Genomic DNA, 14,720 nt, shown 5'->3' with positions numbered 1-14,720 from the left:
TCCTGCCCCCGCTACGCGGCGAGGGCCGCGGAGCGGTGGCGCGCGAAGAGGTCCTTCACGTAGCGGCGCAGCAGGGCCGCGTCGATGTCCGGGCACTGGATGTCCGTGCCCGCCAGCGCGGCGCGGGTGTGGTCCGTGCGCACGCGCGGCGTGCGGTGGTGCAGCTCCAGCACCGTGCGGGTGCCGTGGTAGACCTTCTCCCGCAGGAACGCGACCAGCGGGAAGAGGGCGTTGTCCGGCCCCACCCGTCCCAGCTCGCGCAGCCACACCGCTGGCGCCACGCGGCGCACCGGGTGTCCGTGCACGCCCAGCATGTCGAAGAGGGCGTTGTGGCTCGGCTCCTGTTCGCGCTCCGGCGCCAGGTTGTACGTGCCGCCCGGGGCCTGGGTGAGCACCAGGTGCGCGGTGGCGCTGGCCACGTAGTCCACCGGCACCGGCAGCCAGTACTTGTCCGGCAGGTCCGGCGACATGCCCAGCTGCGCGTTGCCCACCAGCAGCCGGCACAGCATGTCGTCCGCGTTGCCGATGCCCGTGCGGCTGTGGCCCTGGATGAAGCCCGGCCGGTAGATGCTGACCGGCAGGCCGCTGTCGCGCGCATCCACGGCGATCCGCTCCGCGACCCACTTGGCCCGCGTGTAGCCGTTCTCGTAGGACATCAAGTCCAACGAGCGCTCCAGCGCGAAGTCCTCGTCCACCTCCTCCAGGCCCAGCAGCGTGCCCACCGCGCCGTGGACGCTGAGCGAGGACACGTGGTGCAGGGGCTTCGTGCGGCCGTGCGCGCAGAAGGCCAGCACCTGCTGCGTGCCGGCGACGTTGGGCCGCCCCGCGTCCGCGTACGGCAGGATGTAGCTGATGCTCGCGGCCGAGTGCACCACCGCGTCGCACTGGAGCGCCAGGTCGTCATGCACGGACGCTTCCAGCCCCAGCCGCGTCCGGGTGATGTCGCCCGCCACCGCCTGGATGCGCCCGTCGCGCCAGGGCAGGTGCACGCCGTACTTGCGAGCGGTGGCACGAAGCCGCGCGCCCGCCTCCGCGTCGTCGCGCGCCCGCACCAGGCAGTGGATGCGCTCCACGCGGGGCGCCAGCGCGGCCAGCAGGTGGATGCCCAGGAACCCCGTCGCCCCCGTGAGCAGGAGCGTGCGCGGCGGCTGCTTGACGAGCGCGGGGGCCGTGAGCCGGGGCAGGGCGGCGGACCGCGCGTCGGTCAGCAGCGTGGCGCGCACGCCCTGGGGGCCCGCTTCGGCCGGGGCCGCGCCGGCCTCGCAGAAGGGCAGGAGCAGCTGGGGCGTGGGGTGCGAGTAAACGCGGCGCGACGGCAGCGACACGCCGAAGTCCTCCTCCACCTGGGCCAGCACGTGCGCCACGCCCAGGGAGTCACCGCCCGCCTGGAAGAAGTGCGTGTTCGCCGTGACCGTGCCCGGGGCCGAGCCCAGGCCTCGCTCGAAGGCGCGGCACAGCCGGTCAATCGGAGTGGCGGGCGTCGAGGGCGCGGTGGGCTGCGCGGCGCGGGAGTCGGACGCGGTGGCGCCCACCCAGTCCGCCGGGGGCGGCAGGGCCCCCCGGTCCACCTTGCCCAGGTGGGGCATGAGCGGCAGGCGCGGCAGCTCCACGAAGCGGTGCGGCACCATGTAGTCCGGCAGCACGACGCCCAGGTGCGCGCGCAGCGCCTCCAGCGACACCGTGTGGCCCTCCTGCACGCTGTGGTACGCGACCAGCAGGCCCGACGTCTGGCCCTGCGCGTCCGTGTGCTCGAAGACCGTCACCGCCGCCTGCGCGACGCCCGGGTACGCGTACAGCGCCTGCTCGATGGCCTCCAACTCGATGCGGAAGCCGCGCAGCTTCACCTGCTGATCCATCCGGCCCAGGAACACGAGCGCCCCATCCGCGCGGCGCACGGCCTCGTCACCGGTGCGGTACCACCGGGCGCCCTGGGCGTCCGTGGGGAAGCGCTCCCGCGTGCGCTCGGGCTGGTTGCGGTAGCCCTCCGCCACGCCCTCGCCGCCAATCCACACCTCGCCCGTCGCGCCCACCGCGACGTCCTGTCCGTCCGTCCCCACCACGCGCAGGTGCACGCCCGGCAGCGCCTGTCCGATGGGCACGGGCGACTCGCCGCCCTTCACCCGGTACGCGGTCGCGCAGACCGTCCCCTCCGTGGGGCCATAGGCGTTGAAGACGCGGCGGCCAGACGCATGCCACCGCTCCGCGAGCGGCGCCGGGCAGCGCTCGCCCGCCATCACCACGCACGCCACGTCCGGCAGCGTGTCCACGTGCGGCCCCAGCTGCCCCAGCACGGACGGCGGCAGGCACAGGTGCGTCACGCGCTGCTGGCGCAGGTACTCCGCCATGCGCCGGCCGGGCAGCAGGTCCTCGCGCGTGCCCTGCACCACGGCGCCGCCCGCGAACAGCGTGGGGAACACCTCCCACACGGACGCGTCGAAGTTGATGCTGGCGAACTGGAGGTGCCGCGTGTCCGGCCCCAGGCCCAACAGTGGCCCCACGCCGTGCACCAGGTTCACGAGCCCCCGGAACGTGCACACCACGCCCTTGGGCTCACCCGTGCTGCCAGAGGTGTAGATGAGGTACGCGGGCCGGTCCGGCGGAGCGTCGATGATGTCCGGGACGTCGATGCCCTCCGCGCCGTCCACCGCCGCCGCATCCGCCTCCAGGAAGGGCAGGGGAGCCCCCAACCACGTCTCCAGGAGCCCCACGGAGACGCGGTGCATGCGCTGCGTGACGACGCCGCGCAGGCCCGCGTCGCGCAGGATGCGCAGGAGCCGCTCGTCGGGGAGGAAGGGATCCAACGGCACGTAGGCCGCGCCCGCCATCCAGATGCCCAGGATGGCCGGGATGACCTCCGGCCCCGGTACCACCATCAACCCCACGCGGTCTCCCGGCCGCACGTTCCACTCGGTCCGCAGCCGCCGCGCCACCCGGGCCGCCCGGCGCAACAGCTCCGGCTGCTTCAGCACCGTGGAGCCGAAGGCGATCTCCGCGGTCGGGGGAAGACGCAGCGTGGACGGAAGGGCCATGGTGCATTCCTTGGATGTGGTGACTCGCGCGCGGGTGCTTCGCGTTTGAAAAGTCTAAAGACTGGCAGCGTTCGCGCAATACGTAGGAACCGCGCGGTGATACACGCGGAGTCTTGATTGCAACACACACGCTCGGGTCATCCATGCCCCCGTCTCCGTCAGGGGACTCCCGCACGCGGTGTATGTCATTCCCGTCTGGATATATCTTTGGAACACCGCGGGCGCGTACCTCCACGCCAGGGTGACGATGTCTGTCTTTTTCCCGTGGGGGTGTGCCGCCGCCGCGCGCGAGCCCCCGGCGGGTGGGTGCAACCTGATTCGTCGGGGTGGGTCCGCACCCCCTGTCGCGCTGGATGATTCAAGGGGGCTGGGCTGTAGTGGAGGACCGGATGCCTTCGCTACGACACGCCTTCCTGCTCAACGCCGTCCGCGAGCTTGGCCGCTCGGTGCCGGACATCGCCCACTCGCGCGCCTCCTGGGACGCGTGCCTGGAGCGGATCCGCGAGGTGTGCATCACGACGCTGGGCATGGAGTACGACACGCTCGCCCGCTTCGACGCGCGCTCCGTCGTCGGGCTCTTCGCCCACCCGGAGCAGGCGCGCATCCTCGCCCGGCTGGTGGATGAGCGGGCCCGACTGTGCGAGGCCCACGGGCGCTACGCGGACGCGCTGGCGGACAGCGTCTTCGCGGGCCAGCTCCTCATGTGCTCGCGCGCCCGCTTCGGTCTGCCCCGGGATGCCCGCGCCGCGGACGTCCTGGAGCGCGAGGCAGGGACTCCCACGCCCCTGCCCCTGCCAGAAGAGTGACGTCGAGTGACGTCAGCCGGCCTTCACCTTCAGCACGACCTTGCCCACGGCCTGACGCGACTCCAGCTCGCGCAGCGCCTGCGCGCCGTCCTCGAAGGAGAAGACGCGGCCCACCACCGGATTGACGAAGCCCTTCGCCGCGAGCGCCTCCAGGTCCCTGGCGATCTCGCCCGGCAGCTCCGGCGCCTGCATCAGGAATGCGCCCCACGCCACGCCCACCACGGAGACGTTGCGCAGGAGCAGCCGGTTCACCGTGACGGAGGGAATCTGGCCGCTGGCGAAGCCCACCACCAGGAGCCGCCCCTCTGGCGCCAGCACCTTGAGGCTCTTCTCGAAGACGTCGCCGCCCACGGGGTCCAGCACCACGTCCGCGCCCCGGCCGTCCGTGGCCTCGCGCACGCCAGCCTGGAACTCCTTCAATAGAAGGACGACGTCCGCGCCCGCGCGCGTCGCCACCTCCTTCTTGCGCTCGTCGCTCACCACCGCCAGCACGCGCGCCCCGGCGCCCTTCGCCACCTGCACGGCCGCGGTGCCCACGCCGCCCGCAGCGCCGTGCACCACCACCGTCTCTCCCTGGCGCAGCTGCCCGCGCCGGTGCAGCGCGAAGTGCGCCGTGTGGTAGTTCATCACCACGCCCGCCGCCTGCTCGAAGCTCCACGCTTCCGGAATGGGGAAGGCCAGCTCCGGCGCCACCACGCAGGCCTCCGCGAAGCCGCCCAGGGTGAAGGAGAAGCCCATCACCCTGTCGCCGGGCTTCACCCGTGCCCCCGCCGGCGCGGCGCGCACCACGCCCGCCACCTCCACTCCCGGCACGAAGGGCACCTCCGGCTTCATCTGGTACTGGCCGCGGGTGAGCAGCAGATCCGGGAAGCTCACCCCGGCCGCCACCACATCAATGAGGACCCCGTCCCCCGCCTCCGGCTCCGGGACCTCCACCATCGCCAGGCCCTCGGGTCCCTCCAGCCGCTGAAGCTGCAACGCGCGCATGTGTGTCGCCTCCTTGAGTGCGGGACGCTAGCCCGCCTGCCCCGCCCCAAAGCCCTCCTGGATGTCAACGGTGATGAAGGACCCACCCGGGTCGGGAATAAATGAGACGGCAATTTCTCCCCGGCGTTCACTCATTGCACGCATCCGCCGACAGACGCTTCAACCACGAAGTAACCGCCTTGCTGGTTTGAAGCTTCAACCCCGTTTTCGCCGGGCTGCGTGAGTTCCTCCGTCATTTCAAGCAGTTGCGAGATACTCTCGAAGTTTGAGAAGAGATGTAAAAGTAGAAATCTCGCCTGTACTTGAAATACGCGCCTCTCCTGTGGCACAGTGTTTCCTAATCTTTCCCCTTAGGAGGATTACATGTACGAGAAGCGAGTACGCGGCGCCCTGGGTGCCGCAGCCCTGTCCCTGATGGTTGGCGCTTGCACCGATGGCGCTCCTGCGGCGAACACCGAGGACGCCAACATCCAGAAGGCTTCCGCCAATCTGTCGGCGGGCCAGAAGGTCATCGCGGCGGACTCCGACGCGGTCCCCACCTTCCTCACCGGTTCCTTCGGTTCCGTCCCCGCTCCCTCGGCCATCCAGGGCATCGCGGCCCAGCAGCAGCTGGCGCCGGTGCTCGCGGGCGTGGCGCCGCTGTTCCACCTGAACCCGAACGACCTGTTCCTGAAGCGGGCCTACGTCGGCTTCGACGGTGACACCCACTACCGTTACGGCGTGACCCAGAACGGCATCCTGGTTCAGGACGCCGAGGTTCGCCTGCACGCGCGCAACGGCTCCGTGTTCGCGGTGAACACCAACGCCCGTGGCGACCTGCAGGGCGAGCTGAAGGCCACCATCGCGTCCGACGCGGCCATCTCGGCGGCGGTCGGTGATCGCGGTTCCCCGGAGCGCGCGGCCGCCAACGGCGAGCCCCAGCTCGTGTACCGCCGCTCGGGCAACGAGCTCATCCTCGCGTACGAAATTCGCGTCGTGGGCGAGCTGAAGGACACCACCCCGGTGGATGACTCCGTGTACGTGAACGCCAAGACGGGCGACGTCTTCGAGCGCGTTCCGCACATCCACTCGGCGAAGAACCGCCAGGTCAACGACATGCAGCACAAGACGAACGTCCCCACGGGCGGCGTTCGGGCTCGGTGGGAGGGTGATGCGGCCCACGCCGACGTGGTGGTGAACAACAACTACAACCACCTGGGCACGGTCTACGACTGCTACCAGAGCCTGTTCGGCCGCGACTCCATCAACAACGCGGGCGCGACGCTGAAGAGCTTCGTCCACTACAGCAACAACTACGTCAACGCCTACTGGGACGGCACCCAGATGGTGTACGGCGATGGCGACGGCGTGAACGCCTCCAACCTGGCGAACTCGCTGGACGTGACCGCGCACGAGCTGACGCACGCGGTGACGGAGAACGAGTCCAACCTCACCTACTCCGGTGAGTCCGGCGGCCTGAACGAGTCCCTCTCGGACATCTTCGGCGCGGTGTGCGAGTGGTACGGCAAGGGCAAGGTCATCGACGACGGCACCTGGATCGTCGGCGACGACGTCTGGACCCCGAGCATCCCGGGTGACGGCCTGCGCTACATGAAGAACCCCACGCAGGACGGGGACTCGCTCGACTACTACCCGGACTACGGCTCGGGCGTGGACGTGCACTACAGCTCGGGTATCTCCAACCTGGCGTTCTACCTGATGTCCGAGGGTGGCACGCACCCGCGCGCCAAGACGACCCAGGTCGTCACCGGCATCGGCTTCGAGAAGGCCGCTCGCGTCTTCTACAAGATCAACGCCGACCTGCTGGTTGCGTCCTCGAACTTCGAGGCGGCGAAGACCGCTTCCGAGCAGGCCGCGACGCAGCTGGGCTTCACCGCGGCGGAGATCGCCTCGGTGGGCAACGCCTGGAAGGCCGTGGGCGTGGGCGTGCCCGTGCCTCCTCCGGTGACCACGCCGATCGAGAAGGGCGTGCCCGTGACGGGCATCAACGGCACCTCCGGCAGCAAGGTGTACTACTCGGTGACCATCCCCGAGGGCGCCACGGACGTGACCTTCACCATGTCCGGTGGCACGGGTGACGCGGACCTCTACGTCCGCAAGACCAACGCCCCGACGGACTCCCTGTACGACTGCCGTCCGTACAAGTCCGGCAACGCGGAGACCTGCACCTTCGCCACCTCCGGCGCCAAGGGCATCTGGTACGTGATGATCAAGGGCTTCACCTCCTACACGGGCACCAGCCTGTCCGTGACCTGGAAGGGTGGCTTCGAGGACATCGGCAACGAGACCCGCATCGAGGGCCTCTCCGGCGTGCCGGGCTCCACCCGCACCTTCATCATCGACGTGCCTGAGTTCAAGAAGGACTCCGGCATCAACACGCTGTCCATCGCGCTGGGTGAGGGCGAGGGCAACGCCGACGTCTACGTGCAGGCCGCCGCCGCCCCGACGTTCACGTCCTACCTGGGCCGTGGCGTGAGGGAGAGCGCGACGGAGAGCGTCATCCTGCGCAACATCCCGGCGGGCAAGTACTACATCACGGTCGTCGGTGTGCCGAGCCTGGTCGACACCGAGGTTGACGGCTACATCAACACCGTGTTCGCGGCCTCCTACAAGGTCAAGTAGTGCCTGAAGGTGTGGGGCGCGGCGAAGGTGCCGCGCTCCGCTCCTGAGACCCCGGGCTCCCGCCTCCTCGCGGGACCCGGGGTTCTTTTTTTGTCCCGCTTCAGTTCACCGCGTGCGCCGCGGTGGGGCCCAGGCGCATGGGCTGGGCGCGGCCGTAGGTGAGCGAGCGCCACAGCCACTCCACCGGGCCGAAGCGGAAGCGCGCCAGCCACCAGTGGCTGAAGGCCACCTGTCCCGCGAACAGCAGCAGGCTGAAGACCACCGTGAGCGACGGCGGCGTGCGGCCCACCAGGCCCAGGCCCCAGCCGTCATACAGCGTGATGCTGAGCACGGACTGCATGAGGTAGAGCGTCAGCGCCATGCGGCCCGCGGGGGTGAAGACGCCCAGCACCTTGCGCCAGCGCTCCTTCTGGAAGAGCAGCGCGAAGGCCGCCGCGAAGCCCACGCCCAGGAAGAGGATGCCCACGTCCTTGGGGATGCGCATCCACACCAGCCACCCCGGCAGGCTCGTCACGCCCCGGTACGTGAGGTTGAGCGCCAGGACGACGAGCCCGATGACGCTGCCCACCCCCAGTCCCCAGGCGGCCAGCTTCCGCAGCAGCGGACGGTGGCGCTCCACGTCCTGCAGCAGCCCCCGGCGCCCGGCCCACAGGCCCAGCAGGAAGCGGCCCAGGATGATGGACAGCAGCACCGGGCGGTTGGGGTTGGGGATGCTGGCCCAGCCGTAGGCCGCGTTGGCCTGCTGGCTGGTCACCACCGAGTCGCTGGAGAGGCCCGCGAAGAAGGCCGCGCGGCGCTCCGCGTCCTCCTCCCGCGTGGCCTTCTGGGCGCGCTCCGTCGCCGCCGCGCCGTCCAGCATCACCGGGAGCACCCGCTGCCCGATGGAGAAGACGGTGGGCACCACGAACAGGAACAGCGCCGCCCAGACGAGCACCGTCTTTTCGGAGCACTGGCGGAACGACAGAAGCAGGAAGCCCACCAACGCGTAGGTGGTGAGGATGTCGCCCAGCCAGATGGCGAACATGTGGACCAGCCCGATGCCCAGGAGCACGAGCAGGCGGCGCCGGTACACCGGCACGATGGAGGTGCCCCGCCCTTCCGCGCGCGTCATCTGCAGCGCGAAGCCCAGGCCGAAGAGGAGGGTGAAGAGGGTGACGAACTTCTGCTCGATGAGCAGCGCGAAGAGCGAATTGACCGTGAGCTCCAGCGGCGACGCGGCCAGCGCCAGGGCCTGCTCTTTCGGCAGGAACAGCCGACCGTTGAACCAGTTCAGGCTGTTGGAGATGAAGACGCCCAGGAGCGCGAAGCCGCGCAGGGCGTCCAGGGCGTGGACGCGCTGCGCGCTTTCAATGGGACCGGCGGAAGGGGACTCGGACATGCCGGGCACTACATGCTGGCGCCCTCGGCAGCGTCAAATCACGCGCCCGCCCTGATACAGCGATACATCTCAGTGCGCCGCGCGCGCCTCACCGGCGGGGGCCAGGCGCATGGGCTGGAGGCGGCCGTAGGTGAGTGAGCGCCACAGCCACTCCACCGGCCCGAAGCGGAAGCGCGCCAGCCACCAGTGACTGAAGGCGACCTGCGCCGCGAAGACGCCCAGGCACATGAGCACCGTGCGCGACGGCGGCGTGTGGCCCACCAGCCCCAGGCCCCAGCCGTCATACAGCGCGATGCTGATCACCGACTGCGTGAGGTAGAGCGTCAGCGCCATGCGGCCCGCGGGCGTGAGTACGCCCAGCACCTTGCGCCAGCGCTCCTTCTGGAAGAGCAGCGCGAAGGCCGCCGCGTACCCGCAGCCCATGAACAGGTAGCCCACCTCCCGCAGGGTGCGCATGCCCACCATCCACGGCGGCTGGCTGGTCTGTCCCCAGGGGCCGCCCGGGGTGCCCCGGCTCCTGAGATAGAGCACCAACGACAGGGTGGCGACGGCGCTGCCCACGCCCAGCCCCCAGGACATCACCCGCACGAGCAGCTTGCGGTGGCGCTCCACGTCCTCCAGCAGCTTCTGGCGTCCGGTCCACAGGCCCAGCAGGAAGCGGCCCAGGATGATGCACAGCCAGATGGGACGCCCCGGGTTGGGCAGGTTCTGCCAGGCGAAGAGGGCGTTGGCCTTCTGCGACGTCAGCACGGACTCGCTGGACAGGCCGGTGAGGAACGCCGTGCGGTGCGCGGCCTCCAGGTCGCGCGTGGCCTTGGCGGCGGCTTCCGCGGCCTCCTTGCCGTGCAGCAGCTCCGGGCCAAAGCGCTGCGCGATGGACAGGGTGAGGGGCAGGACGACGAAGAGCACCGCCACCCAGGTGAGCACCGTCCTGTCCGAGCGCTGGCGGAACAACAGCAGGACGAAGCCCACCAGCGCGTAGGTGCTGAGGATGTCACCCACCCAGAGGGCGAACATGTGGACCAGGCCGATGCCCAGGAGCACGAGCAGGCGGCGCCGGTACACCGGCACGATGGAGGTGCCCCGCCCTTCCGCGCGCGTCATCTGCAGCGCGAAGCCCATTCCGAAGAGGAGGGAGAAGAGGGTGACGAACTTCTGGTCCACGAAGAAGGCGTAGAGCTGGCGGACCACCGCTTCCAGCATGGGCGCGGCCAGCGCCTGTGCCTGTTCGTTCGGCAGCAGCGACCGGCCGCTGAACCAGCTCAGGCTGTTGGAGACGAAGACGCCCAGGAGCGCGAAGCCGCGCAGGGCGTCCAGCAGGTGCACGCGCTCGGAGAGCTCGACGGGGCCAGCGGAAGAGGGCTCGGGCATGGCGTGCAACTACACGCCCGGGACTCCGCACCGTCAAACACGTTGGGTGTGGCGCGGCCCGCGTCGAGTGGTGACTCGCGACGTCACGGCGGCGGGGCGGGCTTCTGAGGACCGGGAAGGACTTCACGCAAGCAGCGCTCCAGGCCGCCCCGGTGACGCCATTGCATGGGGTAGCCCAGGGAGACCTCCTCGAAGCGCACGCCGTCGCGCCACAGCGTGGCCGGCATGTGCAGGTGCCCCGTCACCACCACCTCCGCGCGGTAGCGCGTGTGCCAGTCCTCGGTGAGGCGCGTGCCGCACCAGATGGAGAAGCGCGGGATGCGCGGCAGCCGCACATGCTCGTAGCGCAGCGGGTAGTGATTGATGAGGATGGTGGAGCACTCCGGCGGCAGCCGCTCCAGCCGCGCGCGGGTGCGCTCCACGCGCGCGTGGCACCAGGCCTGACGGGTGGGGTAGGGCTCCGGATGCAGGAGCACCTCGTCCGTGCACATCAGGTCGTCCTCCCAGGCCCACTCCAGCGCCTTGTCCGCGGGCACGGTGTCCGGGCGGAAGGTGTAGTCGTAGCCCAGGAACATGGGGACGATGACGCGGGGCGGGCCCTCGCCGGGCCAGCGCGGATACGGGTCCTCCGGCGTGAGCGCGCCGAAGCGGTGGCACAGGTCCACCATGCGCAGGTAGCGCGCCTCGCCCTTCAGCGGAGGCTGTTCGGAGGGCATGGTCCACAGCTCGTGGTTGCCTGGCACCCAGACGACCTGGCGGAAGCGCGCGGTGAGCGTGCGCAGCATCAGCTCCATTTCCGCGAGCGTCTCGCCGACGTCGCCGCCGACGATGAGCCAGTCGTCCGGACGTGGCGCGAGTGCCGCCAGCGCCTCGTGGTTCTCCTTGTGCCGCAGGTGCAGGTCGCTGATGGCGTAGAGCTTCATGGCGTGCGTGGGGGAGTCCCTACCTTAACGCTCCCCGCCGCGCACGCCATGGGAACGCCCGGCCGTCAGCTCAAGGAGGTCAGGAGCGCCAGCACCTGCTGCGGCGGCGCGGCGCGGTCCATCCAGGTGATGCCCTCCTCCCGCAGCCCGCGAGACGGGGGATGCGTGGTGTGCAGCGCGCACGCGGCGCGAGGATGCTGGGCGCGCACGCACGTGAGCAGGCACAGCCCGTCACCATCCGGCAGGCCGTAGCCGCACACCACCACGGACGGCGCCGCTTCCCCCATCAGCCGCTCCGCTTCGCGCACGCCCAGGGCGAAGCGCTTGTCTCCGGGCAGGTACCTGGAGAGCCGCCGCAGCGCGGCCAGCGCACGCGGATCCGCGTCCACGAAGAGGAAGCTGGGTGGGCTGGAGGACTCTCGCATGAAGGCAATGGGTGGTGCGGACGGGCTAGACGCAAGAGGTTGTGTCGCGAAAAGCCTACCCCGGAAGTTCTTGGAAGCCAACCTCTCAAGTCATATCGACATGGGCGAACCCGGTAGGTTAACGACCCCATGGAAAAGACCCTCGCATCCCGGCTCGGAGGCGCGGCCCGCGTCGCCCGCACCCGCCTGAACCTGACCCAGGCGGACGTGGCGGAGCGCATCGGCATCGCCAGTGAGGTCTACGGGCGCCTGGAGCGCGGCCACATGCTGCCCAGCATCCAGACCTTCCGCCGGTTGTGCGTGGTGCTGTCCATCTCCGCGGACGAGGCGCTGGGGCTGAAGCCGTCGCAGGACGTGAAGTGGGCCGCGGAGCCTCCGTCCGACTACGGCGAGTCCGCGGAGCTGCGCCGGCTCCTGCGTCGCGCGAAGCAGCTGGATCGGGGCTCCGTCCGCATCCTCAGCGTGCTGGCCTCACAGTTCAAACCGCGGAGCTGAGGGCGCTCCGGCGCTCATCCGGCCTTCGCCGCGCCGTCCCATCGCGCGAGCCGTTCCCTCAGTTTCCGGACGGAGGGAAAGCCGTTGAAGAGCACCACCTGCGGGTGATCTTCCAGCACCTGCCGCTCCGCCGACTCCTTCGCCAGCGCGCGGTCCACGCCCAGGAGCAGCCCCGCGTCCGGACGCGCGCGCAGCTCCGCCAGCCGGCGTGACAGCGGCGCCGCGTGCCACGGGTGGAACAGCTCCAGCGCGACCTCCTGGCCCGACTTCCGGTGGCGGAAGGTGAGGTCCGGCACGCACAGTCCAGCGGCGCCGGTGTGGCGGGGCAGGGGCGTCAGGTCCAGCGCCCAGGCCTCATCCTCGAAGCCTTCCGCCAGCGCGGCCACCTCCGGCGGCACGTGCCCCAGCGCGGCGGGCAGCGGGGACACCAACGGATCCTCATGGGAGAGCTGGAGCGTGGACCGCTTGCGCGCGTCCTCCAGCACCGCGGAGAGCTCCCAGCGCTCCAGGATGGGAACCACGGAGAGGAAGCTCGCGAGCTGCAGGCCGTACTTCTTCTGCAGGGACAGCATGGCGCCGGGGCCCTCCACCTCCAGGGCCCAGTCCTCGCCGTCGCGCCGCACCTCCGCCACCAGCCGGCAGAACTTCAACCAGCGCAACAGCTTGCGCACGCGCAGCAGTTCCGGCGACCGCGCGCGCAGGGTGAGGCGCCGGGCGTTGAGCAGCGGCCCCTGCGCGAGCGCCAGGTTGTAGCGGTCCAGGAGTCCCTGCGGAGTGAGCGCTTCGCCGTCCCAACCGAGCAGCTTCCGGTTGCCGGGCAGGTCCGAGTAGAGCGCCTCGCGCGTGTCCGCCAGCGGCGCGCCCAGGGCCTCCGTGAGGCGCGCTTCGTAGGCCTCCAGCGTGGTGTCCGGCGGAAGGGTGCGCAGCACCTTCGTGCCCACGAGCAGCGTGCGCCAGCGCGCCTCCGTGGCGCCTTCGCCGGCCTCGTCGAAGATGAGCCGGTCGAGGAGCAGCTTCACCAGCCCGCGCGCGACCTTGGGGCGGCTGAACGCTCCGGCCTTGAGGCTGAAGGCCTCCTCTACATCGTCGCGGCTCTGGCCCCGGAAGGACTCCGCGTCCGCGAGCAGCTCCTTCGCGAGCGCCTGGAGGGACGGGTCGTGGGTCTTCACGAAGGAGGGGCGCAGGATGCCTTCGCGCACGCGCGAGGCGAGCAGCTCACGCGTCAGCATCTGGCGATCCCTCCGGCTCCTGGTAGGCGCGGTGTTGCCGGCGTCTTTCGCTGATGCCGCTCTCCGCGGTCTGCGCGGAGCACACTTCGTACAAGAGGGCGCGCTTGCCGGGGCGTTTTCGCAAGATGCGGCCCAGTCGTTGGACGTGTTCGCGCACGCTGCCGCTGCCACTGAGCACCACGCCCACGCGAGCGTCCGGCACGTCCACGCCTTCGTTGAGGACCCGTGAGGTGAGCAGCACCGGCAGCTCCGCGCTGGCGAACGCGGCCAGCAGCGCCTTGCGCTCCGGCAGCGGCGTGTGGTGCGTGAGCGCGGGCAGGAGCAGCTTGCGCGCCAGCGTGTAGACCGTCTCGTTGTCGTCGGTGAAGACGATGGCGCGGTCCTCGCGGTGCTCCAGCAATATCTTCCAGAGCGCGTCCAGCTTGCCGCTGGAGGTGAGCGCGATGCGGCGCTGCTCCCGGTAGCCCCGGTACGCCGCGCGCCCTTCGTCGCTCCGCTGGCTCTGGGCCAGGAAGCGCGCCCAACCCTCCGGCGACGCGAGCGGCACGCCCAGCTTGCGCACGAACGTGATGTAGCGGCCTCGCGCCTCGTCGTAGCGCGCCTTCTCGTCGGGGGTGAGCGGCACCTCGATGCGGCGGACCTCGTAGGGCGCCAGGTACTGGCCCTGGAGCTCGTCGATGCCGGTGCGGTGCACCAGTGGGCCCAGGAGCTCCTCGCACACGCGCTCGCCGCCGTCCGCGCGCTCCAGCGTCGCGGTGAGTCCCAGCCGGTAGGGCGCGAGCGTCCCCTCCGCGATGAAGCGGTAGCTGGGCGCGGGCAGGTGGTGGCACTCGTCGCAGATGAGCAGTCCGAAGCGGTTGCCCGTGAACTCCATCTGCATCGCCGCGGAGTCGTACGTCGTCACCGTGAGCGTCTGCCGGTCGTTGACGCCGCCGCCCACCATGCCCACCGGGGTGGCGAAGTGCTTCGCCAGCACGCCCTGCCACTGCGCCATCAAATCCAACGTGGGCACCACCACCAGCGTGGGCCGCTTCACCCACGCGATGGCCAGCACCGCCAGCAGCGTCTTGCCCGCGCCGGTGGGCAGCTCCACCAGCCCCCGGCCTCCCGCGCGCGTCCAGGCGTCCAGCGCCGCGCGCTGATGCGGAAACGGCTCGATGGGCACCGCGAGGGGCAGCTCCGCCGGCTCGAAGCGCTTCGCGCGGTCCTCGTAGGGCAGCCCGCATTCGCGCAGGCGCAAGACGACGTCGCGGTAGTGCCGCGCGGGCGCGCGGAAGACGCCCGTGCGCGCGTCCTTCTGGAAGAGCGCGTGCAGACGCTCGTCGTCGGGCAGCGTCGGGGCCACCAGCGTGCCGCTGTCGTAGTGCAGCTCGGTGAGGGGGGAGGGCAGGGGCTCGATGGCGGACGCTCGGGACTCTGGGGGAACCGACGTGGGGGGAGACTCGCGCGGGATGG

The 14,720-nt window shown here is 70.5% G+C and carries 11 protein-coding genes; 3 read left to right on the top strand and 8 right to left on the bottom strand.

What is annotated here, in order from left to right; translation table 11 throughout:
• Nucleotides 1–11: 11 nt before the first annotated feature.
• A complete protein-coding gene (locus tag D7Y15_RS25195) occupies nt 12–3,029 on the bottom strand; it encodes an amino acid adenylation domain-containing protein (protein ID WP_121754168.1) in 3,018 nt (1,005 codons plus the stop codon).
• Nucleotides 3,030–3,418: 389 nt separating this feature from the next.
• Here D7Y15_RS25195 and D7Y15_RS25190 point away from each other — a divergent pair, with 389 nt between their 5' ends.
• On the top strand, nt 3,419–3,835 hold the full coding sequence (locus D7Y15_RS25190) for a hypothetical protein (protein WP_120596708.1): 417 nt from the start codon (nt 3,419–3,421) through the stop codon (nt 3,833–3,835).
• A 12-nt stretch (nt 3,836–3,847) separates the two neighbouring features.
• Here the strand turns inward: D7Y15_RS25190 and D7Y15_RS25185 are convergent, their stop codons facing one another.
• Nucleotides 3,848–4,822, bottom strand: coding sequence for an NADPH:quinone oxidoreductase family protein (locus tag D7Y15_RS25185; protein WP_121754167.1), 975 nt, complete (start codon nt 4,820–4,822; stop codon nt 3,848–3,850).
• A 363-nt stretch (nt 4,823–5,185) separates the two neighbouring features.
• Here D7Y15_RS25185 and D7Y15_RS25180 point away from each other — a divergent pair, with 363 nt between their 5' ends.
• Nucleotides 5,186–7,444 (top strand): M4 family metallopeptidase, encoded by a 2,259-nt coding sequence (locus tag D7Y15_RS25180; RefSeq protein ID WP_121754166.1) that lies wholly within the window; start codon nt 5,186–5,188, stop codon nt 7,442–7,444.
• 100 nt (nt 7,445–7,544) lie between these two features.
• Here the strand turns inward: D7Y15_RS25180 and D7Y15_RS25175 are convergent, their stop codons facing one another.
• The 4 genes from D7Y15_RS25175 to D7Y15_RS25160 form a co-directional block, all read right to left on the bottom strand.
• Nucleotides 7,545–8,822, bottom strand: a complete 1,278-nt coding sequence (locus D7Y15_RS25175) for a DUF418 domain-containing protein (protein ID WP_121754165.1) — start codon at nt 8,820–8,822, stop codon at nt 7,545–7,547.
• A 69-nt stretch (nt 8,823–8,891) separates the two neighbouring features.
• Entirely contained in the window at nt 8,892–10,193 is a 1,302-nt protein-coding gene (locus tag D7Y15_RS25170; RefSeq protein WP_121754164.1) for a DUF418 domain-containing protein, read from the bottom strand.
• An 83-nt stretch (nt 10,194–10,276) separates the two neighbouring features.
• Complete coding sequence (locus D7Y15_RS25165; protein ID WP_121754163.1) at nt 10,277–11,116, bottom strand: metallophosphoesterase; 840 nt, start codon at nt 11,114–11,116, stop codon at nt 10,277–10,279.
• Nucleotides 11,117–11,181: 65 nt separating this feature from the next.
• A complete protein-coding gene (locus tag D7Y15_RS25160) occupies nt 11,182–11,541 on the bottom strand; it encodes a response regulator transcription factor (protein ID WP_120577300.1) in 360 nt (119 codons plus the stop codon).
• Nucleotides 11,542–11,670: 129 nt separating this feature from the next.
• Here D7Y15_RS25160 and D7Y15_RS25155 point away from each other — a divergent pair, with 129 nt between their 5' ends.
• Nucleotides 11,671–12,036, top strand: a complete 366-nt coding sequence (locus D7Y15_RS25155) for a helix-turn-helix transcriptional regulator (protein WP_014399416.1) — start codon at nt 11,671–11,673, stop codon at nt 12,034–12,036.
• Nucleotides 12,037–12,050: 14 nt separating this feature from the next.
• Here the strand turns inward: D7Y15_RS25155 and D7Y15_RS25150 are convergent, their stop codons facing one another.
• On the bottom strand, nt 12,051–13,265 hold the full coding sequence (locus tag D7Y15_RS25150) for a DUF790 family protein (RefSeq protein WP_121754177.1): 1,215 nt from the start codon (nt 13,263–13,265) through the stop codon (nt 12,051–12,053).
• Complete coding sequence (locus D7Y15_RS25145) at nt 13,252–14,718, bottom strand: DEAD/DEAH box helicase (protein ID WP_233605080.1); 1,467 nt, start codon at nt 14,716–14,718, stop codon at nt 13,252–13,254. Before D7Y15_RS25145 ends, D7Y15_RS25150 begins: the two co-directional genes overlap by 14 nt.
• Nucleotides 14,719–14,720 lie beyond the last annotated feature (2 nt).

Origin of the sequence: Corallococcus sp. AB030 (genome assembly GCF_003668965.1) — a bacterium.
Taxonomy (GTDB): Bacteria; Myxococcota; Myxococcia; order Myxococcales; family Myxococcaceae; genus Corallococcus; species Corallococcus exiguus.
Note: the sequence above shows the minus strand (reverse complement) of the source record. Positions and strands in the feature narration are given on the sequence as shown.

Coding starts and splice junctions, on each gene's coding strand:
- D7Y15_RS25195 (WP_121754168.1), bottom strand. CDS start 3,029: ATGGCCCTTCCGTCCACGCTGCGTCTTCCCCCGACCGCGGAGATCGCC.
- D7Y15_RS25190 (WP_120596708.1), top strand. CDS start 3,419: ATGCCTTCGCTACGACACGCCTTCCTGCTCAACGCCGTCCGCGAGCTT.
- D7Y15_RS25185 (WP_121754167.1), bottom strand. CDS start 4,822: ATGCGCGCGTTGCAGCTTCAGCGGCTGGAGGGACCCGAGGGCCTGGCG.
- D7Y15_RS25180 (WP_121754166.1), top strand. CDS start 5,186: ATGTACGAGAAGCGAGTACGCGGCGCCCTGGGTGCCGCAGCCCTGTCC.
- D7Y15_RS25175 (WP_121754165.1), bottom strand. CDS start 8,822: ATGTCCGAGTCCCCTTCCGCCGGTCCCATTGAAAGCGCGCAGCGCGTC.
- D7Y15_RS25170 (WP_121754164.1), bottom strand. CDS start 10,193: ATGCCCGAGCCCTCTTCCGCTGGCCCCGTCGAGCTCTCCGAGCGCGTG.
- D7Y15_RS25165 (WP_121754163.1), bottom strand. CDS start 11,116: ATGAAGCTCTACGCCATCAGCGACCTGCACCTGCGGCACAAGGAGAAC.
- D7Y15_RS25160 (WP_120577300.1), bottom strand. CDS start 11,541: ATGCGAGAGTCCTCCAGCCCACCCAGCTTCCTCTTCGTGGACGCGGAT.
- D7Y15_RS25155 (WP_014399416.1), top strand. CDS start 11,671: ATGGAAAAGACCCTCGCATCCCGGCTCGGAGGCGCGGCCCGCGTCGCC.
- D7Y15_RS25150 (WP_121754177.1), bottom strand. CDS start 13,265: ATGCTGACGCGTGAGCTGCTCGCCTCGCGCGTGCGCGAAGGCATCCTG.